The following is a 20,404-nucleotide window of genomic DNA, read 5'->3' as shown; positions in this document are numbered from 1 at the left end:
ATAATGCCATAGAAACCAGGGCGGAAGTGGTGGGAAGTCAGGCGATGCCGGTGGAGCCGAAGCCGCCGGTCCCGCGCGCGGTGTCGTCCAGCGTCGCGACCTCGACCAGCAGCGCCTGGGGGGCCTGGGCGATCACCGCCTGGGCGATGCGGTCGCCGCGGGCGATGGTGAAGGGCTCCTCGCCCAGGTTGATCAGGCAGACGCCGACCGGCCCGCGATAATCGCAATCGACGGTGCCCGGCGTGTTCAGCACCGTGACCCCGTTCTTCACCGCCAGGCCGGAGCGCGGCCGGATCTGCATCTCCCATCCCGGCGGCAGCCCGACGGCGAAGCCGGTCGGCACCAGAACCCGCCGGCCCGGCGCCAGCGTGACGGGGGCGTCGGCCGGCACGGCGGCGCGCAGGTCGAAGCCCGCCGCCCCCTCGGTGGCGTAGGCGGGCAGCGGCAGGTCGTCGTTGCCGGGCAGGCGGAGGAAGGCGACGGTGGGGGACATGGATTTTCCTGTGTTCGGGGGCCGGGTCGGGAGGTGGTGGAGTTACGTCCCGGTGAAATATCCGGCCACCGCCTCGGCCAGCCGGGCGGCGACGGCGTCCTTGGGCATGGTCGGCCAGGACTCCACCCCATCGGCGCGGATCAGGTGGACGGTGTTGTCGCGGCCGCCGAAGGTGCCGGTGCCGGGGGAAACGTCGTTGGCGACGATCCAGTCGCACCCCTTGCGGGCGCGCTTGGCGGTGGCATAGGCCAGCACGTCGCCGGTCTCCGCCGCGAAGCCGACCACCAGCGCCGGGCGGCGCCCGCCGGCCTTGGACAGGGTGGCGAGGATGTCGGGATTCTCGGTCAGGGCCAGGGCGGGAGGGCCGCCGCCCTCTTTCTTCAGCTTGCGCTCGGCGGCGCCGTCGACGCGCCAGTCGGCCACCGCGGCGGCGCAGACGGCGATGTCGGCGGGCAGCGCCGCCTCGCAGGCCGCCAGCATCTCGCGCGCCGTCTCGATAGGGACGACGGCGCAGCCCGGCGGGTCGGGCAGGCGGGTCGGGCCGCTGACCAGCGTCACCGCCGCCCCCAGCTTCGCCAGGGCCGCGGCGATGGCGTGCCCCTGCTTGCCGGACGAGCGGTTGGCGATGTAGCGCACCGGATCGATCGGCTCGTGCGTCGGGCCGCTGGTGACGATGGCGCGGCGTCCGGCCAGCGGGCGGTGGGCCTCCGCGGCGAAGATCTCCGCGATGGCGTCGATGATCTCCATCGGCTCGGCCATGCGGCCGGGGCCGTATTCGTTGCAGGCCATCACGCCCTCGTTGGGGCCGACGCGGCGGATGCCGCGGCGCTCCAGCAGGGCCATGTTGGCCTGGGTCGCGGCATTTTGCCACATGCGGACATTCATGGCCGGGGCGACCAGCACCGGCTTGTCGGTGGCCAGCAGCACGGTGGCGGCCAGATCGTCGGCCATGCCGGCGGCCATGCGCGCCAGCAGGTTGGCGGTGGCCGGCGCCACCACCAGCAGGTCCGCCTCGCGCGACAGGCGGATGTGCCCCATCTCCGACTCGTCGGTCAGCGACCACAGATCCTGGTAGACGGTATCCTCGGTCAGCGCCTGTACCGACAACGGCGTGACGAAGCGGGCGCCGGCCTCGGTCAGCACCGCGCGCACCGTCACCCCGCGTTCGCGCAGCCGGCGGATCAGGTCCAGGCTCTTGTAGGCGGCGATGCCGCCGGCGATGACCAGCAGCACGCGCCTGCCGGCCAGAATGGCGTGATCGGCCATGGCGAACCCCCTTCTTTCCGGCGCCCTGTCCGACGCCCCGATGCCCGCTGCTGATAATTCATCGCGCCGGTCCCGGCAAGCGGCGGGGCCGCGACAGATCCGGTCCGTCGGCGAATTCGGTCCGTTCGCCGTACCGCGCATGCGGGCAGGGGTGGGATTTTCAGAATTATCTGTTAGACAATAGGAGCTGTCCCGTCCCTGTCTCTCGCGTGTCGTCACCAGCATGCCGCCAGGTTCCATTCCCGTCCTGCTGATCGAAGACACGCCGTCGCTGGCCCGTGTCTATGCGGAATATCTGAAAAAGGAATCGCACGCCGTCATTTCGGTGGAGACCGGAGCCGACGCGCTGGCGCAGTTGAAGGACGGCGCGCCGATGGTGGTGCTGCTCGACCTCCAACTGCCGGACATGAACGGGATGGAGGTGCTGAAACGCATCGATACCCAGGCGCTGCCCTGCGCCGTCATCGTCATCACCGCCCATGGGTCGGTGAAGGCGGCGGTCGAGGCGATGCGCTATGGCGCCTATGATTTCCTGGTGAAGCCCTTCTCGGCCGACCGGCTGGTGGTGACGGTCCGCAACGCCATGGAGCGGTTGCGGCTGGCCCAACTGGTCGACACCTTCGAGAAGGATCTGAACCGCGCCCGCTATCACGGCTTCATCGGCTCGTCGCTGGCGATGCAGGCGGTCTACCGCATCGTCGACAGCGCCGCCTCCTCGCGCGCCACCGTTTTCATCACCGGCGAGTCCGGCACCGGCAAGGAGGTCTGCGCCGAGGCGATCCACCGCCAGAGCCAGCGGGCCGCGAAGCCCTTCATCGCCATCAATTGCGGCGCCATCCCGAAGGATCTCATGGAAAGCGAGATCTTCGGCCATATGAAGGGCAGCTTCACCGGGGCGGTGTCCGACCGCGAGGGTGCGGCGGCGCGCGCCGACGGCGGCACCCTGTTCCTCGACGAGATCTGCGAGCTGGCGCCCGACCTGCAAACCAAGCTGCTGCGCTTCATCCAGACCGGCACCTTCACGCCGGTGGGCGGGTCGAAGCTGGAGAAGGTCGATCTGCGCATCGTCTGCGCCACCAACCGCGACCCCCTGCGCGAGGTGGAGGAGGGGCGGTTCCGCGAGGATCTCTATTACCGTCTGCATGTCATCCCCATCCATCTGCCGCCGTTGCGCGAGCGTGAGGACGACGTGCTGGAGATCGCCCGCCATTACCTGGCGGAATTCGCCAAGGAGGAGAAGAAGGGCTTCATCCGCTTCTCTCCCGAAACGGAACAGGCGCTGCGCCATTACCACTGGCCGGGCAATGTCCGGCAATTGCAGAATGTCGTGCGCATCGTCGCGGTCCTGCATGACGGCGACACGGTGACGCCGGAGATGTTGCCGCCGCCGCTTGGCGCCCCGCCGCCGCTGGCGGTCGGCGCCCCGGCCTCCGTCGCGCCGGCCGGTACCCCGCCACCGCCGCGCGCCCCCGTCCCGCTCACCCCGGAGGCGATCAAACCGCTGTGGGAGGTGGAGAAGGACGCTATCGAGGACGCCATCACCGCCTGCGACGGCAACATTCCGCGCGCCGCCGCCCTGTTGCAGATCAGCGCCTCGACCATCTACCGCAAGCGCCTCGCCTGGCAGGCGGAAGGCAAGCTCTAACCCTTTCTTTCGCCGGTTCTCCTCCGGCCCATGCCCGGTTTCCCAGGAAACGGGCTAATCCGCTTCGGCAAGATGCCGTCGCCTTGGTCGTAAGTCCGCCCCTGGAGTCGACCATCCTTTGTCCTATGCCGTGAGACGGAATTGCCCGCAACCGCAGCCTGCGGCTAGCCTCCCCCCACAATGTCTTGGTTCAGCTTGCCTGCCAGGCGACTCGGCGCGGCCGATGGCGGTGGTTCCGGACCCATCTGCTTCGCAAAGACATGGTTCGCAGTGACTTTTCGGCAATGACCAGGGGGGAGGCCCATGACAAACGGTACCGTCAAATGGTTCAATACCACCAAAGGTTATGGTTTCATCGCACCGGAGGCCGGAGCCAAGGACGTCTTCGTGCACATCACCGCGGTCCAGCGCTCCGGTCTGCATGCGCTGTCGGAAGGCCAGCGCGTCCAGTTCGAGGTCGCGCGCGGCAATAATGGCAAGGATTCCGCGGTGAACATCAGCGTCGTCGAGTGACCGGCCGACGTTTCGGATCACGCCCAGGCCTGGGTTGGGGCCCATATCCGGGTCAGACAGGATATCCGGCGGCGCGGTAGGCCGCGATGGCGTCCCCTGCCAGCCGGGGAATGCCGTCGCGCAGGTCCTCCACCGTGTCCGCCGTCCCGTTCCTCTCCCCCTCAATCCCGTCCCGATCCGCCAGAGCGGCGCGGCAGGCCATCTCCAGCGCGCGGGCGGCGCCGCACAGGGCGCGGGCGCCGAAGGTGCCGGCGGTGCTTTTCAGCGTGTGCGCCTCCCGCGTCAGGATGTTGCGGTCGGTCTCCTGCGCGATGCGCGCCACCCGGTCCCGCGTCTCGGCGACGAATTGCCGCAGCACGTCGGTCAGCAGCTCCGCATCCAGATCCTGGGCCAACTGGGCCAGCACCTCGCGGTCGAGAACCTCGCCCGCCGCTGCGGGGAGGGCCGGGGCGCAGGGGCCGAAGCGGGCCGGCGAGTCCGGGGGGGACGCCCTCAGCCATTTCTCCACCGTCTCCAGCAACTGCGCGCGGTCCACCGGCTTGGCGACATGGTCGTTCATGCCGGCATCCTGGCAGCGGACGCGGTCGGCCTCGTCGGTGTCGGCGGTCATGGCGACCACCGGCACCCGCCCGGCCGGCCCCGGCAGGTCGCGCAGCAGGCGGGTGGCGGTCAGGCCGTCCATCTCCGGCATCGACAAATCCATCAGGATCAGGTCGTAGCCGCCGGCCTGCGCCGCCATCACCGCCTCCAGCCCGTTGTTGGCGGTTTCGGCGCGATGGCCGGCCTGGGCCAGGATGGCGGTGACCAGCATCTGGTTCAGCGGACTGTCCTCCACCACCAGAATCCGGCTGGGCGCCGGCCTGAGGTCCGTGGGGAGAAGCGACGGTGGCGTCCGCTGCGTCATCGGAAAGCATGCTCCGCGATGGGGAAGGCGCCAGTGTAAGGGCGCGGCCTTGCCGCTGCAAAGCCCCGCTCCATGTTTGCGGACGGGTGCTATTCGCGGATGTCCGCGGCCCGGCGCTTCAAATCGGCGCGTCCCGCCGGTATGGTGTCGCGCCTGGCCGGTGTCCGGACCCGATGCCGCCCACCTGACTCCAGCTTCCCTTCGACTTCAGGCAGTGCCGCAGACGATGAGCAAACTGAACACCTACCGCTCCGGTCCCGACGAGCGCGGGCATTTCGGAATCTTTGGCGGCCGCTTCGTCGCCGAGACGCTGATGCCCCTGATCCTGGAGGTCGAGAAGGCCTATCGCGAGGCGCGCGCCGATCCCGCCTTCGAAGGGGAGATGCGCCAGCAGCTGAAGCAATATGTCGGCCGCCCCAACCCGCTCTATTACGCGGAACGCCTGACCGAGCAGCTGGGCGGCGCCAAGATCTACTTCAAGCGCGAGGAGCTGAACCACACCGGCGCGCACAAGATCAACAACTGCATCGGCCAGATCCTGCTGGCGCGGCGCATGGGCAAGACCCGCATCATCGCCGAGACGGGCGCCGGCCAGCATGGCGTGGCGACCGCGACGGTCTGCGCGCTCTATGACATGCCCTGCGTCATCTACATGGGCGAGACCGACATCGCCCGCCAGCAGCCCAACGTCTTCCGCATGAAGCTGCTGGGCGCCGAGGTCCGCCCGGTGACGTCGGGCAGCGGCACGCTGAAGGACGCGATGAACGAGGCGCTGCGCGACTGGGTCACCAACGTCGCCGACACCTTCTACATCATCGGCACCGCCGCCGGCCCGCACCCTTATCCCGCCATGGTCCGCGACTTCCAGTCGGTGATCGGCGACGAGGTGCGGACCCAGATGCAGGAGCTGGAGGGCCGCCTGCCCGACAGCCTGGTCGCCTGTGTCGGCGGCGGCTCCAACGCCATCGGCCTGTTCCATCCCTTCCTCGACGACCCGTCGGTGCAGATGATCGGCGTCGAGGCCGCCGGCCGCGGCATCGAGAAGGGGCCGCTCGACCATGCCGCCTCGATCAACGGCGGCCGTCCCGGCGTGCTGCACGGCAACCGCACCTATCTGCTGCAGGACGAGGACGGCCAGATCCTGGAGGGCCACTCGATCTCCGCCGGCCTCGACTATCCCGGCATCGGGCCGGAGCATAGCTGGCTGCACGATGTCGGCCGCGTCGAATACGCCTATGCCACCGACCAGGAGGCGTTGGACGCCTTCCAGCTCTGCGCCCGCACCGAGGGCATCATCCCGGCGCTGGAATCCGCCCACGGCCTTGCCGAGGTGATCAAGCGCGCGCCGAAACTGCCCAAGGACCACCTGATGGTGCTGTGCCTGTCGGGCCGCGGCGACAAGGACATCTTCTCCGTCGCCAAGCATCTGGGAGTGGAACTGTGAGTGCCGCCGTGAAGAGTGCCGACATCTTGGCCGATGGCCGCATCGCCCGCCGGTTCAATGCGCTGAAGGCGGAGGGACGCGCCGGTCTGGTCAGCTTCATCACCGCCGGCGATCCCGATCCCGCCACCTCGCAGGCGGTGCTGAACGGCCTGCCGGCCGCCGGCGCCGACCTGATCGAGCTCGGCATGCCCTTCACCGATCCGATGGCCGACGGCCCGGCGATCCAGGCCTCCTCGCTGCGGGCGCTGAAGGCCGGCATGACGGTGCGCAAGACGCTGGACATGGTCCGCGGCTTCCGTGAGCGGGATGCCGACACGCCGATCATCCTGATGGGCTATTTCAACCCGATCCACGCCTATGGGGTGGAGCCCTTCCTGGCCGCCGCGCGCGAGGCCGGGGTCGACGGGCTGATCGTCGTCGACCTGCCGCCGGAAGAGGACGAGGAGCTGTGCCTTCCGGCGGTCGCGGCCGGCGTCAGCTTCGTGCGCCTGACCACGCCGACCACCGACGAGGCGCGCATGCCGGCCGTGATGCGCAACACCTCGGGCTTCGTCTATTACGTGTCGATCGCCGGCATCACCGGCACCGCCAGCGCGTCCAACACCGCCATCGACGCGGCGGTCGCCCGGCTGAAGCGTCATACCAACCTGCCGGTCGCCGTCGGCTTCGGCATCAAGACGCCGGACCAGGCCGCCGAGGTCGCCCGCGTCGCCGACGCCGCCGTCGTCGGCTCCGCCATCGTCACTCGTCTGGCCGATGGGATCGACGCGTCCGGCGCGGTCAAGCCGGGCACGGTCGAGGATGTGCTCGGCTTCGTCGGCGAACTGGCCGAGGGTGTGCGCGCGGCGCGGGGCTGAGGGACGGACGGTTTACAACGACGGCAAACCGCTTTACGACACCTGCAACACGATCGCTCATGGCGACGAACGGCTGAAGAGCCCGGTGCGGCACGGACCCGATGTCCAGCCGGCGCCGGGCTTCGGCATACCGCCATGTCGTTGAAAGGCGTTCCATGAACTGGCTTACCAACTACGTCCGTCCCAAGATCCGCGCGCTCTATGCCCGCAAGGAAGTGCCCGACAATCTCTGGCACAAATGCCCGAGCTGCGAGTCGATGCTGTTCCACCGCGAGCTGGAGGACAATCTGCATGTCTGCCAGCATTGCGGCTTCCACATGCGGCTCGACCCGGTCAAGCGGCTGGAGTCGATGTTCGACGACGGCGCCTATGAGAGCGTCGAGCTGCCGAAGTCGGTCGCCGATCCGCTGAAGTTCCGCGATCAGAAGCGCTACACCGACCGGCTGAAGGAAGCCCAGACCAAGACCGGCCGCACCGACGCCATCGTCGTGGGCGAGGGCCGGATCGGCGGCCATGCCGCCGTGGTCGCCGCCTTCGACTTCGGCTTCATGGGCGGGTCGATGGGCATCGCCGTCGGCGAAGGGCTGCTGACCGCCGCCCGCCTGGCGGTGGCGAAGACCGCGCCGCTGATCGTCGTGCCGGCCTCGGGCGGGGCGCGCATGCAGGAAGGCATCCTGTCGCTGATGCAGATGCCGCGCACCACCATCGCGGTGGAGATGGTCAAGGAAGCCGGCCTGCCCTACATCGTGGTTCTGACCGACCCGACCACCGGCGGCGTGACCGCCAGCTTCGCCATGCTGGGCGACATCCACATCGCCGAGAAGGGCGCGCAGATCGGCTTCGCCGGCGCCCGCGTGATCGAGAGCACGATCCGCGAGACGCTGCCGGAAGGCTTCCAGCGTTCCGAATATCTGCTGGAACATGGCATGGTCGACATGGTCGTCCACCGCCGCGACCTGCGCCCGACCCTGGTCCGCACCATCGGTCTGCTGATGACGCCGCGCATCGACGCGGTGGCCGAGGATCTCGACCTGACCGCCGCCCAGGCGGTCGACGGCGAAATCCTGCCTCCGGCGGTCCAGCCCACTGCGGCCCAGCCGGCGGAATCGGTCCAGGCCGGCGGCGACTGACCGGCTCCTTCCCGACCATCTGACCAGAGACGATCATGACCGATGCCTCCCTTTCTCCGGCCCGTCAGGCCGCGACCCGTTCCGACCCGGTGCTGGATCGGCTGAAGGGGCTTCATCCCAAGGTCATCGACCTGTCCCTGGACCGGATGCACCGTCTGCTGGCGGCGCTCGACCATCCGGAGCGGAAGTTGCCGCCGGTGGTCCATGTCGCCGGCACCAACGGCAAGGGATCGACGGTCGCCTTCCTGCGCGCGATGCTGGAGGCGGCCGGCCACCGCGTCCATGTCTACACCTCGCCGCATCTGGTGCACTTCCACGAGCGCATCCGCCTGGCCGGAAGGCTGATCGACGACGATCATCTGGCCGCCCTGCTGGAGGAATGCGAGGTCGCCAACGCCGGCAACCCGATCACCTTCTTCGAGGTGACGACGGTCGCCGCCTTCCTCGCCTTTTCCCGGGTGCCGGCCGACGTGGTCCTGCTGGAAACCGGGCTGGGCGGGCGGCTTGACGCCACCAACGTGCTGGACCGGCCGGCGGTGACGGCGATCACCCGCATCTCCTACGACCACCGCCAGTTCCTGGGAGAGTCGCTGCTGGAGATCGCCAGCGAGAAGGCCGGCATCTTCAAGCCCGGCGTCCCGGTGGTCCTGGCCCCGCAGCCGGAGGCCGACGCGCTGAAGGCGTTGACCCTGCGCGCCACGGCCATCGCCGCGCCGATCCAGAGCTGGTCGGCGGAGCAGCGTCCGCATGGCTTCCGCTTCGAGAGCGCCGGGCGGCAAATCGACCTGCCGATGCCGGGATTGGCCGGCGCCCACCAGATCACCAATGCCGGCGTCGCCATCGCCTGTCTCGACCATCTGCCGCTGGCGGTTGACGACGAGGCGGTGCGCCGCGGTCTGGCCGCCGTCGAATGGCCGGCCCGCCTGCAACGCCTGACCCATGGTCCGCTGGCCGACAGCCTGCCGCCGGGCTGGGAACTGTGGCTTGACGGTGGCCACAATGATTCGGCGGGCGAGGTTCTGGCCCGGCAGGCGGTCGATTGGTCGGCCGGCCGGCCGGCCCTGCCGCTGCTGCTGATCTACGGCATGCTGTCCAGCAAGGACCCGTTCGAGTTCCTGGGCCCGCTGGCCCCCTTCACCCATGCCCTGCGCGCGGTGGCGATTCCCGGCGAGGAGGCCAGCTTCACCGCCGAGGAATCCTGCGAGACGGCCAAGCTGTGCGGCATCCGTGACCATGGCGCCGCCGACGGGGTGGACGCCGCCCTGGCCGACCTGCTGGCCAGCCGGCCGGAACCGGCGCGCGTGCTGATCTGCGGCTCGCTCTATCTTGCAGGTTCGGTGCTGGCGGAGAATGGGTGAGGATTTGCGTGTTCCGCTTCTTATTCGAATCGCCGTTCCCTGTAGGCCGACATGGTCTGTATGGCCAGCCCGAGTTCCTTCACACCCGCTCCACTCCGGTTGCCTTTAAATCCGGATTTTGTAGGCGACCGATGGGCTGGACAGTGTTGGGCATCTCCATCAGGTTTGGTTGAGCGGACGTTTCCAGCTACCGGACGGGCGAAGCTCCTATGGCACAAGCGGGTTCGACGATGGCCATTCTGGCCGCGGTGCTCTTCGGCGTCAGCACGCCGCTGGCGAAGCTTCTGGTCCACGACCTGTCGCCCTGGATGCTGGCGGGCCTGCTGTATCTCGGCTCCGGGATCGGCCTGGGGTTGGTTCGGCTGGCCCGTGGGCTGTCGGCCTCGCCGGAGCGGAACGAGCGGAGCATCCACGGCATCGAGTGGTTCTGGTTGCTGGCCGCCGTCTTCGCCGGTGGTGTCGCCGGGCCGGTGCTGCTGATGTTCGGCCTGACGGCAACGCCGTCATCAACCGCCTCGCTGCTGCTCAATCTGGAAGGGGTGCTAACCGCCCTCTTGGCGTGGTTCGTCTTCCAGGAAGGCTTCGACCGGCGGCTCGTCGCCGGCATGGCCGCCATCGTCGTGGGGGCGGTCGTGCTCTCCTGGGGTGGAGCGGTGGACATCGCCGCTGGTTGGGGACCGGCCGCAGTCGCCGCCGCCTGCCTGATGTGGGCGGTGGACAACAACTTGACCCGCAAGGTCTCGCTGGCGGATCCCGTGGACATCGCCACGATCAAGGGGCTGGTTGCCGGCAGCGTCAATGTCGGCATCGCCTCGGTCCTTGGCGACGGCCTGCCCGCCGTGCCGACTGCGGCGGCGGCCATGCTGGTCGGGCTGCTGGGTTACGGCGTCAGCCTCGTGCTGTTCGTGATCGCCCTGCGGCATATCGGCACCGCCAGGACCGGGGCCTATTTCTCCACGGCCCCGTTCGTCGGAGGCATCGTCTCCTTGGTGATCTTTGGGGAGCCGTTGACGGCTGGGCTCGTCACCGCAGCGGTCCTGATGGGAATCGGTGTCTGGCTGCACCTGACCGAGGACCACGACCATGAGCATGACCACAACGAGATCGAGCACGATCACCCGCACGTCCACGACGAGCATCACCAGCACGGTCACGACGGCCCGGTGACCGAACCGCATACCCACAGGCATCGTCACGGCCGACTACGGCACCGGCACGCTCACTTCCCCGATGCCCACCACGTCCACCCGCACTGAGGCGTGGGCCAAACCGACAGCAGGAGCCCAGATGGGAAGTGTCGCCGACAAGATCGCCCGGAAGGTGGCGACCCAGATTCGGTCGAACGTGATCGACCTGTCCGCGTTTCGGGCGAGCCGGGAGCGTGCCATTGAGGTCGGCCTCGACGGCAGCCGGCTCAATGATCTCGTAGAGCAGGGTTACGACCCGGCCTTCGCCTTCTACGTCCAGGGGCTGACGCTGGTGTCCCTGTTCGCTGAGGCGATCTCCGCCATGCCCGAGGCGAAGGGCTACGCCAAGGCGATGGCGAAGGCGGAGGACGAGTATGTGCCGGAAGGCCCGCCGATCAGCCCGCTGACGGCGAGTTACTTCAACATGTGGGCCTTCTTCGACCTCCAGTTCGGGTCCAGCCGGGAGACCATGGGGACCTGCATCCTGCGGGTGGCGGAGTCCACCGGCATGCCGGCCTGGATCGCCGACATCGTCCGGCCGATGCAGGAGTCCCGCATGGGGTTCTACGTCCACATGGGCCTGGACGGCCCGCTGGTGCTGTTGAAGGACATCGTGACCGGCCGAGTCCTGCGGTGCCACTCGGCGACGGGATATCTCGGGGAGCCCGGCCAATTCTGGTACACCCGCCTGCTGCCCCCGCCCGTTCCGGACATCGGCCACCATGTGGTGGTCACCACGCCCTATGTGGTGCTGGACGGGACGGAGCAGCGGTTCCTGGACTATATCGCCCGCGAGGCCGCCCGGATGGCCGCGGCCGGCGGCCGGAAAGCCGTGGACGCCGAAGCCCTGCTGAAGTTCGGCCCGACCACCAACCACTGGAACGAGTACATTTTCCTCGCCTACGTCAATCACCAGCCCGACGCCATCTTCCTGGCCGGCGTCCCCGACATCCGCGAAAGCCTGCCGCAGGCGTGACGCGGCGGTCCGCCGCACCGACAGGAGGACAACGCCATGGCCGAAGCCGCCACCCACATCGTCCGGGCCGCCCTTCGGCCCAAGCTCTACCGGGACATCGAGATCCCGAGCGACCGCTCCCTCTACGACCTCGCCGAGGCCATCGTCCGGGCCTACGCCTTCGACCTCGACCACGCCTTCGGGTTCTTCCCCAAGCTTACCGGCCACATCTACGACGCCAAGCCCCGGTATGAACTCTTCGCCGACATGGGGGCCGACATCGGCGAGGGCGGCGACTCCCTCAGCGTCAAGACGACGACGGTGGTCCAGGCGTTCCCGAAGGTCGGGAAGGCGATGATTTTCCTGTTCGACTACGGGGACGAGTGGCGGTTCCGGGTCGAGGTCCTGGCCCTCGGCGAGCGGGAGCCACGCAAACGCTACCCGAGGGTGGTTGCGTCGGTCGGCAAGGCCCCGCCCCAGTACCCAGACCCCGAGTTCGACGAGGAGGACTGAGCCAGCCAACCGGCGCCAGGCCCGTTCCCGGTCATCGCCGTTGCCTGTCGCACCCGGTCTGATAGAGTTCCGCCGCTTTGTACTCTTTTGAAGAGATGTTGGGCTCGCGATGGCCATTCCCGATTTCCAGACCCTGATGCTCCCCGTGCTGAAGACCGCCGCCGGGGGTGGCGAGGTCCGCATCGGCGATGTGGTGGACCAGCTTGCCGACGTGTTCGCCCTGACCGACGAGGAGCGGGCCCAGCTTCTGCCGTCGGGGCGGCAGACGACCTTCGCCAACCGGGTCCATTGGGCGAAGAGCTACCTGACCAAAGCGGGGCTGGTGGACCTCACCCGGCGGGCACATTTCCGCATCACCCCGACAGGCCGGGACGTGCTGAACTCGCCGCCGGAGCGGATCACCATCCGGTTCTTGGAGCAATTCCCGAGCTTCAAGGGCTTCCGCGATGGCGAGGCCGAGACGGCTGAGGCTGCCGACAGCGTTGAGGTCGTGCTTCCGGTTGCCGAGAGTCCTCTGACTCCCGATGAAGTCATGCGGCAGGCCCATCTGCGGATCGAAGCGTCCTTGGCAGAGGAAATCCTTCAGAGGGTCCGCTCAGGAACTCCTGCATTCTTTGAGAAGACCGTGGTCCACTTGCTGATCACCATGGGCTATGGCGGGTCGGTGACGGAACTCGACAAGGCTCTGGTCGGGAAGTCCGGCGACGACGGCGTGGACGGCGTCATCGACCAGGACCCGCTCGGGTTGGACCGGGTCTATGTCCAGGCCAAGCGGTACGCCGACGGCAACACCGTCGGGGCGGGGGCGATCCGCGACTTTTTCGGCAGCCTGAACCTGTTCAAGGCGACCAAGGGACTGTTCGTCACCACCTCCGCCTTCACCACGTCGGCCAGGGAGACGGCCGACCGGCTCGGCACCCGCATTGTGTTGATCGATGGAATCCAACTGGCCAAGCTCATGATCCGGCACGAGGTCGGATGCAGGATCGAGGAGACCCTGCACATCAAGAGAGTGGACGAGGACTTCTTCGAATAACAGCCGGGCCTACGCCGGGAACGGGGCGAGCATCAGGTGGACAAGGTCCAGTTCCGGATAACGGACTTTGGAGATGGCCTCCAAAAGGGTCGATGCCCGGAACCCCCGGCCATAGAACTCCGCACTTTCCGAGCCCATGTCGCCGTTGTCGCCGGCCCATCCGCCAAGAGCCAGGGCAAGCTCGCGGTCAACCCGAGCCTCCCGGAGAGCATCGCGGAAATTGTGACGGAAGCTGTGGAAGCAAGTCCGGCCCGCCGATGCCCCTGCCTTCTGTAGGAAGCGGCGGAACCACTTCGAAAAAACGTCGGAGTAATAACCGGTTTTTGCCGGAAGTAGTTCCGGAAACAGTTTGGCATTCCTCTTCCGCCGCTGTTCGCTGACGTATTCCTCAAATCCCGCCGCGAGCAGCGTCGGATGGACCGGGATGACCCGCTCGCTGCTGCCGGTCTTGATCCGCTTGTCGTCGGTCCCCTTGATCGCCTCGGCCGTGACCACGAAGCACAGGGTGCCGTTGATCACCCGCACATCCTCGGTGTTCATCTGGCAGATCTCATACCAAAGCCGTTAAATTTTGACCTGTAAGGCCCACGGGTAACCGCATGTGGAGCGGATGCGGCCGGGTTCGGCGAGGATGCGGTTCCAGACGCGACAGCAGACGTCGAGGATGGCGTTGAGGTCGGTGAAGAGCCGGTGGGACAGCAGGGTGTCGCGCATGACCTGCCAGAGCCTTTCGATGGCGTTGAGTTCCGGGCTGTAGGGCGGGAGCGGCACGAGGGTGATGTTGGCCGGCACGGCGAGATCGCCGCTGGTGTGCCATCCCGCCCCGTCGATCACCACGGCGGCATGGGCGCCGGGGGTGACGGTGCGGCTGATCTCCTCCAGCATGAGGTTCATCGCCTCGGTGTTGGCGCGCGTCATGACGATGGCGGCTCCGGTGTCGCGCTCAGGACAGACCGCGCCGAAGAGATAGGCCGACTTGAAACGATGATCGCGCACGGCGCGCGGCCGGCTGCCGCGCGGCGCCCAGCGCCGGGTCAGGGTGCCTTTCTGGCCGATGCGGGCCTCGTCCTGGAACCAGACCTCCACGGCGCTCGCCTCGGGGTGGTCCTCTCCGATGGCGGCGAGGCGTTCGGCGAAGTTTTTTTAAACGCCTCCTGGGCCGGTGCGTCGGCCTTGGGATGGATCGGGCGCGGCGTCAGGAAGGACAGCTTCATGCGGTGCAAGCGGTCCTGCATGCCGGTGCGGCTGTAGTCCGCCCCGAAATGCCGCAGGGCCAAGTCGCGGATGTGGCGAACCCGGTACTCGACGACGCCGTCCCGTTCGACCTCGGGGCCGGCGGCGATCAGGTCAGCCAATTCCGGCTCCAGGGCGTCGGCGAGCAGCGGCGGCCGGCCGCAGCGCGCCCGATCCCGCAAGCCGTCCACCCCTTCGGCGTTGTAGCGCACGACCCAGTCGCGCAGCGCTTGCCGGTCCATGCCGGCTTGCCGCGCCGCTTCCGCCCGGCTGACGCCGTCCAGCGCCATGGCGATCGCCAGCAGGCGCCGGCACACCCGCCCATCGCTCTCGCCGCGGGCGAGGCGGCGCAGGTCTTCCGAGCTCAGGTCGGGGCGGATCGGCAGGGCGGACATGGCTGTGCTTCGCTCAATGGTGAGACCTGGCACAGGGAATCACTACCGGCGCTGAACCGCAAGCCACAGACCCGGCGAGTCAGAAGTTTCCGGCTCTGGTATCATTGAGTCGCATGCCCGAAAACAAGCCGATCAGCGGTACCCAGAAGCGTCCCCGCCGGGGACGGGCGTCTCTCGGCTTGGCGTAGCCGTAGTCGTCGTCCTGGCAGCCGGTGTAGAGTGGGGCGGTGAAGATGGCTTGAAGCTGCTTCGGGGTGAACGGCTGCCGCTTGTCCTTGCGGTTGGTGGTGTCCACGACGCCAAGCCCCTTCGCGGGATTCCGGTCGATGAACCCCTCGTTGACCGCCCAGGTCAGGAGGGCGGACAGCTTCGTCATGTAGCCGTTCACAGTCGCCGGGCTGAGGCCGGACGCCTTGCCGGCGTCGCGGGTCTTCTGGGCGATCTCACGGGCGGTCAGGTTCGGATACCGCTTGGTTGAATTCGGCGGCAGCCATCGAAGGGTATCCATGACCTCGCGGCAGGTCTCCCGGCCGATGTCGGACACCGGGGTGTCCTGGCCGATGATCTCGATCAGCAGGCCGAACACCGTCTCGTAGGCCAGGACGGTCTTGCCGGACTGGATGACGCCAGGATCGGCCATGTAGGCGTCGTAGACCTGCTGGATGGTCTTCGCCTTGGCGGGCTCGGCGGTAGGCACAACCGCCTCCGCGGCGACTGGTTGGGCGGCCTGGAGTTTTTCGGCGATGCGGCTGGCCAGCAGGTCCAGGTCGATGTGGATGGCGGGGCCGGTGGGCTCGGGCAGGACGGTGTTGGCCGTCACCGAGGGGACCGGCGGCGACGGACAGGGCCTGTCGCACGCGGCGTGGGCCGGGTCGCCCCCGGTGCCCCCACGGGCCGCCTCGAAATCCTGCTCAATCTCGAAGGCCACCCTACGGGCCGCCCGGATGGCGTCGGGGTAGCTGCTGGTCTTCAGGGATCGGTTGATGTGGGTCCGGCCCAGAACCCCCTGGAGGTCGGCCGGAACCCGCGTCCGGAACTGCCACATGGCTCCCCGGATCCACAGCCCTGTGGGACGCCGCCTGGGCGACAGGGATGTGCGACACCCCGGACGGGCTGAAACGGCGGATTTTGAAGCGGATGGAGGCGATTCGGCCGACGCCGCGTGCGACAGGGCGGTGTCACACCGCGGGGAATTCCGCCGCTTCCGGGCGAATTCCTGTGTCGCATCAATGTCTTGGGGGTGATTGGTGGAGCCGAGGAGGATCGAACTCCCGACCTACGCATTGCGAACGCGTCGCTCTCCCAGCTGAGCTACGGCCCCACACTCACACCGTGGCGTCTTCGTCGCCCCGGCGTGGCGCGGATATTGTCCATCGCGGGGGGTGCTGTCAAGCGCTTGATTCAGAAAAAATGAAGCGGCGGGATGCCGGCCGGGATCGGTCCGGATCCGCAGCGGGCGACCTGCCCGATCGGCCTGCCAGGGCTCCGAATCCGTGTTAACGGATATTAACGTCGAGGATAGCGTTGAGGTAATCGGTGTCCCAGCCTGCCAGCTTCCTGCGGAGCTTGATGCTGGTGGGTCTGGGAGTGGCGGCCGGCTTTTTGGTGGCGCGCCGTAATCCGGAGCGCGGCCGGGCGGGTTCGGCGGCCTTGCGGACGAGGTTGATGGCGAAGTGGCGGACGACGGCCATGTTCAGGGCGCCGTGGCCTTTGCGCAAGCGGGACTGGTCCTCGTTGAAGACGACGTCGAGCAGCCAGTGCAGTTGGTTCTCGATGCGCCAATGGCCGCGCACGGCCTCGGCCGCCGCCTGGGCGGCGAGCGGGGCGGAGGTGATGTAATAGCGCGTGTCGGTGCGGCAACGATCCTTCAGCTCGGTCTTGCTGACCACCCGAACGATGGCGGCGACGGCGGGCAGGCGGACTTCGCCGGGAAAACGCCGCGCGCCGCTCAACCAATCGACCTGGCGCGCGACCGTGACCGCGCGCTGCTCGATCCGGCCATGGCCCTTGTCGATATCGGCGGCGTGATCGAGCGTCTCCGGCGGTGCGCTGGTGAAGAAACTCTCGATCTCGTCGCGCAGGGTGGGCTGGTTGGCTTTGACCGCCAGCAGATAGTCGGCCCCGGCGTCGCGAACGGCCTGGGCGATGGTGGCGTTGCAGGCGATGGCGTCGATGGTGACGATCGCGCCCTTGAGCCCGCCCTCGGTCGCCAAGCGCTCCAGCAGAACCGGAATGGCCGCCAGTTCGCTGGCTTTGTCCTCGACGGCCTCCTGGCCGAGGACCAGGCGGCTGGTGGTGGCGAAGGCCGAGACCAAGTGCAAAGGGGCCTGTCCGAGGACGCGGTCATGGCTGCGTCGCGAGGTCTTGCCGTCGATGGCGACCAGTTCCGGCCGGTCGGGCCACGCCTCGCGCACCCAGGACAGGAAGCAGTCCTGGAACAGGCCGGACGGGATCCGGTTCATGAACACGGTCAGCCAGCGTCCGCTCGGCACCCCATGGTGATAGGGCTGGAAGCGCCGCAGAAAGTCGAGCCGCGCTTCACCCCAGGCGGCGATCGCCTCGTAATCCTCGCAATCCGCGATCGTCCCGCACACCGCCAGAAGCAGGATCTCCGGTAACGGATAGGCGACCCGCCAGGGAGCACGCGGGTCGTCGATCCGCGAAAAATGTTCCAGCAGCGCCTTCAGCCGCGATTTCTCACCAAAGCCGGCTTCGATCGAACTCATGGGAGGACCTTCCAAGACGAGAGCCTCCACCGAATCAGAAACTTCCCAATTCGTAAACCGCTGTTAACCCGACTTCGGAGCCCTGATCGGCCTGCCGCCATACTGGACAGCCCTTGCCGCTTGTGCTTAGGGTGCCCGGAAAAGGCTGGCGCCCGCCGCGCAGTGCGCTGCGCTCGGCCGTCGCAAAAAACCGCACTGGAGCTGGCCCGGCATGATCGCGCTGTATTTGCTCATCAACACCATCCTCGACCTGTTCTTCTGGGTCCTGATCCTGTCGGCGATCCTCAGCTGGCTGGTCGCCTTCAACGTGGTGAACACGCGCAACCGCGCGGTCTATCTGATCGGCGACTTCCTGTACCGGGTGACCGAGCCGGTGCTGCGCCCGATCCGCCGCGTCCTGCCCAACATGGGCGGGTTGGACCTGTCGCCGATCGTCGTGCTGCTGGCGATCTCCTTCATCCAGAACCTGATGGCGCAATACTGGCCGCGCTTCTGACCGTGGCGGCTTCCTCCCCCTTCGAGGCGGTGGCCGACGGCCTGCGCGTCGCATTGCGGGTGACGCCCAAGGCGTCGCGCAACGCGGTGACCGGCATGGCTGACACCGCGGCCGGCGGACGGGTCCTGAAGCTGGCGGTCACGGCGGTGCCGGAAAACGGCAAGGCCAACGAAGCCGTCATAAAATTGTTGTCGAAGGCATGGAAAGTGCCCAAGACCAGCCTGACCGTGGTGGCCGGCGCCACCGACCGGAACAAGATTTTGCATGTGGCGGGCGACCCGGCGGCATTGCTGGCGCGGTTGTCGCCTCTGATCGACGATGTGGGCAGCGAGGGTGGAGAGTAGCATGGCGGACGCGAGGATCATCGACGGCAAGGCCTTCGCGGCCGGCCTGCGTGCGCGGGTGGCGGAGGGGGTGGCGGCGCTGAAGGCCAGCCATGGCGTCACCCCCGGTCTGGCCGTCGTGCTGGTGGGCGAGGATCCGGCCAGCCAGGTCTATGTCCGCTCCAAGGAGCGGGCGCTGGTCGAACTCGGCATGAACAGCTTCGACCATCACGAGCCGGCCGACATGGCCGAAGCCGATCTGCTCGCCCTGATCGACCGGCTGAACGCCGACCCGGCGGTGCATGGCATCCTGGTCCAACTGCCGCTGCCCAGGCACATCGACACCCAGAAGGTTCTGGCCCGCATCGTCCCGGAAAAGGACGCCGACGGTTTCCATGTCGTCAATGCCGGGCTGCTCGCCACCGGCCAGCCGGGCGCCATCGTGCCCTGCACCCCGCTGGGCAGCCTGCTGCTGATCCGCGACACGCTGGGGCGCGACCTCAAGGGCAAGCGCGCCCTGGTGCTCGGCCGCTCCAACATCGTCGGCAAGCCGATGGCGCAACTGCTGCTCCAGGCCGACTGCACGGTGACGATGGCCCATTCCCGCACCGCCGACCTTCCGGAGGAGTGCCGCCGCGCCGACATCCTGGTTGCCGCCGTCGGCCGTCCGGAGATGGTGCGCGGCGACTGGATCAAGCCGGGAGCCACGGTGATCGATGTCGGCATCAACCGCGTCGCGGCGGCGGAACCCGGCAAGACCCGTCTGGTCGGCGACGTCGCCTTCGACGAGGCGGTGAAGGTCGCCGGTGCCATCACCCCGGTTCCCGGCGGCGTCGGCCCGATGACCATCGCCTGCCTGATGCTGAACACGCTGGCCGCCGCCTGCCGTGCCGCCGGCGCGCCGGTGCCGGAAGAGGCCGCCCTTTGATCACCGTCCACGCCCGCGCCGAAGATGGTCGGGTGGTGCGCCAGCCGCTGGAGCTCGGCGAGGAATTGCCGGGCGGCGCGGTCTGGATCGATCTTCTGCGCCCGACCGAAGCGGAGCGCGCCCATGTCGGCGCGCTGACCGGCTGCGACCTGCCGACGCGCGAGGAGATGAAGGAGATCGAGGCCTCCAGCCAGCTCTATGTCGAGGGGGAGGGGATCTACATGACCTCCTCCATCATTTCGCGCGCCACCTCGCCCCATCCGGAACAGGGCGAGCTGACCTTCGTGCTGACCCCGCGCCATCTGATCACGCTGCGCTACACAGAACCCTTGCCGGTCATCACCTTCGCCGCCCGCTGCGTCCGTCAGCCCGAATTGCTGGCGACCGGCGAGAGCGCGCTGTTCGGGCTGCTGGACGCGGTGATCGACCGCGTGGCCGACGTGCTGGAGCTGGTCGGCGGCCGCATCGACGAGCTGTCGGCCCGCGTCTTCGACGATTCGCTGGATGGCGGCGGCTTCGGCAAGGCGGCCAAGAAGCCGGACGAGTTGCAGGACGTGCTGCGCGGCATCGGCCGCGCCGGCGACCTGACCCACAAGGTGCGCGACAGCCTCGCCGGGCTTGACCGGCTGGTGGTGTTCATGACCTCGGTCAGCGGCGGCCGGCTGAGCAAGGAGCAGAAGACCGCGCTGAAGACGATGACGCGCGACTTGCGCTCGCTGACCGAACATGCCGGCTTCCTGGCCCATGAGGCGAATTTCCTGCTCGACGCCACGCTGGGCCTGATCAACATCGAGCAGAACGCCATCATCAAGATCTTCTCGGTCGTGTCGGTGGCGCTGATGCCGCCGACGCTGATCGCGTCGGCTTACGGCATGAACTTCAAGCACATGCCGGAGCTGGACTGGGAATTCGGCTACCCGATGGCCATCGTGCTGATGGTGCTGTCGGCGGTGGTCCCGCTTTGGTACTTCCGCCGGCGCGGCTGGCTCTGAACGAAGGAAT

21 protein-coding genes and 1 tRNA gene are annotated in these 20,404 nt (G+C 67.9%); 14 read left to right on the top strand and 8 right to left on the bottom strand.

Annotation, left to right across the window (positions count from 1 at the left end; genetic code table 11):
* Positions 1-37: 37 nt before the first annotated feature.
* Positions 38-493: a dUTP diphosphatase gene (gene dut / locus AZL_RS14480; RefSeq protein WP_012975267.1), complete on the bottom strand. Its 456-nt coding sequence runs from the start codon at positions 491-493 to the stop codon at positions 38-40.
* Positions 494-535: 42 nt separating this feature from the next.
* Entirely contained in the window at positions 536-1,759 is a 1,224-nt protein-coding gene (gene coaBC, locus AZL_RS14475; protein WP_012975266.1) for a bifunctional phosphopantothenoylcysteine decarboxylase/phosphopantothenate--cysteine ligase CoaBC, read from the bottom strand.
* 223 nt (positions 1,760-1,982) lie between these two features.
* Here coaBC and AZL_RS14470 point away from each other — a divergent pair, with 223 nt between their 5' ends.
* The gene (locus AZL_RS14470; protein WP_012975265.1) at positions 1,983-3,404 is read left to right on the top strand and encodes a sigma-54-dependent transcriptional regulator; all 1,422 of its coding nucleotides are present in this window, start codon (positions 1,983-1,985) and stop codon (positions 3,402-3,404) included.
* 303 nt (positions 3,405-3,707) lie between these two features.
* Positions 3,708-3,917, top strand: a complete 210-nt coding sequence (locus AZL_RS14465) for a cold-shock protein (RefSeq protein ID WP_012975264.1) — start codon at positions 3,708-3,710, stop codon at positions 3,915-3,917.
* 52 nt (positions 3,918-3,969) lie between these two features.
* Here AZL_RS14465 and AZL_RS14460 read toward each other — a convergent pair whose 3' ends face one another.
* Complete coding sequence (locus tag AZL_RS14460) at positions 3,970-4,821, bottom strand: response regulator (protein ID WP_012975263.1); 852 nt, start codon at positions 4,819-4,821, stop codon at positions 3,970-3,972.
* Positions 4,822-5,047: 226 nt separating this feature from the next.
* On the opposite strand from AZL_RS14460, the gene trpB reads away from it, so the two are divergent.
* The 8 genes from trpB to AZL_RS14420 all read left to right on the top strand — a co-directional run bounded on the left by trpB (position 5,048) and on the right by AZL_RS14420 (position 13,301).
* The gene (gene trpB, locus AZL_RS14455) at positions 5,048-6,265 is read left to right on the top strand and encodes a tryptophan synthase subunit beta (protein ID WP_012975262.1); all 1,218 of its coding nucleotides are present in this window, start codon (positions 5,048-5,050) and stop codon (positions 6,263-6,265) included.
* Positions 6,262-7,122 carry a tryptophan synthase subunit alpha gene (trpA, locus tag AZL_RS14450; RefSeq protein WP_012975261.1) on the top strand — a complete coding sequence of 287 codons (861 nt, stop codon included), beginning with the start codon at positions 6,262-6,264 and terminating at the stop codon, positions 7,120-7,122. The genes trpB and trpA overlap by 4 nt, the downstream gene beginning before the upstream one ends.
* A gap of 155 nt (positions 7,123-7,277) precedes the next feature.
* Complete coding sequence (accD, locus tag AZL_RS14445) at positions 7,278-8,252, top strand: acetyl-CoA carboxylase, carboxyltransferase subunit beta (protein ID WP_012975260.1); 975 nt, start codon at positions 7,278-7,280, stop codon at positions 8,250-8,252.
* Positions 8,253-8,287: 35 nt separating this feature from the next.
* A complete protein-coding gene (locus AZL_RS14440) occupies positions 8,288-9,610 on the top strand; it encodes a bifunctional folylpolyglutamate synthase/dihydrofolate synthase (RefSeq protein WP_012975259.1) in 1,323 nt (440 codons plus the stop codon).
* Positions 9,611-9,819: 209 nt separating this feature from the next.
* Complete coding sequence (locus AZL_RS14435) at positions 9,820-10,866, top strand: DMT family transporter (RefSeq protein WP_012975258.1); 1,047 nt, start codon at positions 9,820-9,822, stop codon at positions 10,864-10,866.
* A 31-nt stretch (positions 10,867-10,897) separates the two neighbouring features.
* Positions 10,898-11,773 carry a hypothetical protein gene (locus AZL_RS14430; protein ID WP_042443233.1) on the top strand — a complete coding sequence of 292 codons (876 nt, stop codon included), beginning with the start codon at positions 10,898-10,900 and terminating at the stop codon, positions 11,771-11,773.
* Positions 11,774-11,809: 36 nt separating this feature from the next.
* Positions 11,810-12,265: an IS1096 element passenger TnpR family protein gene (locus tag AZL_RS14425; RefSeq protein WP_012975256.1), complete on the top strand. Its 456-nt coding sequence runs from the start codon at positions 11,810-11,812 to the stop codon at positions 12,263-12,265.
* 109 nt (positions 12,266-12,374) lie between these two features.
* Positions 12,375-13,301, top strand: a complete 927-nt coding sequence (locus AZL_RS14420) for a restriction endonuclease (protein WP_012975255.1) — start codon at positions 12,375-12,377, stop codon at positions 13,299-13,301.
* 9 nt (positions 13,302-13,310) lie between these two features.
* On the opposite strand, the gene AZL_RS14415 is transcribed toward AZL_RS14420, so the two are convergent.
* The 5 genes from AZL_RS14415 to AZL_RS14390 all read right to left on the bottom strand — a co-directional run bounded on the left by AZL_RS14415 (position 13,311) and on the right by AZL_RS14390 (position 17,655).
* Positions 13,311-13,841 (bottom strand): tyrosine-type recombinase/integrase, encoded by a 531-nt coding sequence (locus AZL_RS14415; RefSeq protein WP_012975254.1) that lies wholly within the window; start codon positions 13,839-13,841, stop codon positions 13,311-13,313.
* Positions 13,842-13,865: 24 nt separating this feature from the next.
* A protein-coding gene (locus tag AZL_RS34250) for an IS630-like element ISAzs14 family transposase (RefSeq protein ID WP_148219284.1) occupies positions 13,866-14,962 on the bottom strand; the annotation gives its coding sequence in 2 pieces (ribosomal slippage) (positions 13,866-14,446 and positions 14,446-14,962; 1,098 coding nt in all).
* A gap of 46 nt (positions 14,963-15,008) precedes the next feature.
* Positions 15,009-15,974 (bottom strand): DUF6538 domain-containing protein, encoded by a 966-nt coding sequence (locus AZL_RS14400; RefSeq protein ID WP_012975253.1) that lies wholly within the window; start codon positions 15,972-15,974, stop codon positions 15,009-15,011.
* Between the two features lie 200 nt (positions 15,975-16,174).
* A tRNA-Ala gene (locus AZL_RS14395) sits at positions 16,175-16,250 on the bottom strand.
* A gap of 175 nt (positions 16,251-16,425) precedes the next feature.
* Positions 16,426-17,655 carry an ISAs1-like element ISAzs5 family transposase gene (locus AZL_RS14390; RefSeq protein ID WP_012974691.1) on the bottom strand — a complete coding sequence of 410 codons (1,230 nt, stop codon included), beginning with the start codon at positions 17,653-17,655 and terminating at the stop codon, positions 16,426-16,428.
* Positions 17,656-17,866: 211 nt separating this feature from the next.
* On the opposite strand from AZL_RS14390, the gene AZL_RS14385 reads away from it, so the two are divergent.
* From AZL_RS14385 to AZL_RS14370, 4 genes are read left to right on the top strand one after another with little or no spacing between them, the layout of a single operon-like run.
* Positions 17,867-18,151, top strand: a complete 285-nt coding sequence (locus tag AZL_RS14385; RefSeq protein ID WP_012975252.1) for a YggT family protein — start codon at positions 17,867-17,869, stop codon at positions 18,149-18,151.
* Between the two features lie 2 nt (positions 18,152-18,153).
* Positions 18,154-18,495, top strand: a complete 342-nt coding sequence (locus AZL_RS14380) for a DUF167 domain-containing protein (protein ID WP_012975251.1) — start codon at positions 18,154-18,156, stop codon at positions 18,493-18,495.
* A gap of 1 nt (position 18,496) precedes the next feature.
* Positions 18,497-19,402: a bifunctional methylenetetrahydrofolate dehydrogenase/methenyltetrahydrofolate cyclohydrolase FolD gene (folD, locus tag AZL_RS14375; RefSeq protein ID WP_042443231.1), complete on the top strand. Its 906-nt coding sequence runs from the start codon at positions 18,497-18,499 to the stop codon at positions 19,400-19,402.
* The gene (locus AZL_RS14370; protein WP_042443229.1) at positions 19,399-20,394 is read left to right on the top strand and encodes a magnesium transporter CorA family protein; all 996 of its coding nucleotides are present in this window, start codon (positions 19,399-19,401) and stop codon (positions 20,392-20,394) included. The genes folD and AZL_RS14370 overlap by 4 nt, the downstream gene beginning before the upstream one ends.
* The last annotated feature ends 10 nt before the right edge of the window (positions 20,395-20,404 follow it).

The sequence above is a fragment of the Azospirillum sp. B510 genome, assembly GCF_000010725.1.
In the GTDB taxonomy this organism is placed as follows: domain Bacteria; phylum Pseudomonadota; class Alphaproteobacteria; order Azospirillales; family Azospirillaceae; genus Azospirillum; species Azospirillum lipoferum_B.
Note: the sequence above shows the minus strand (reverse complement) of the source record. Positions and strands in the feature narration are given on the sequence as shown.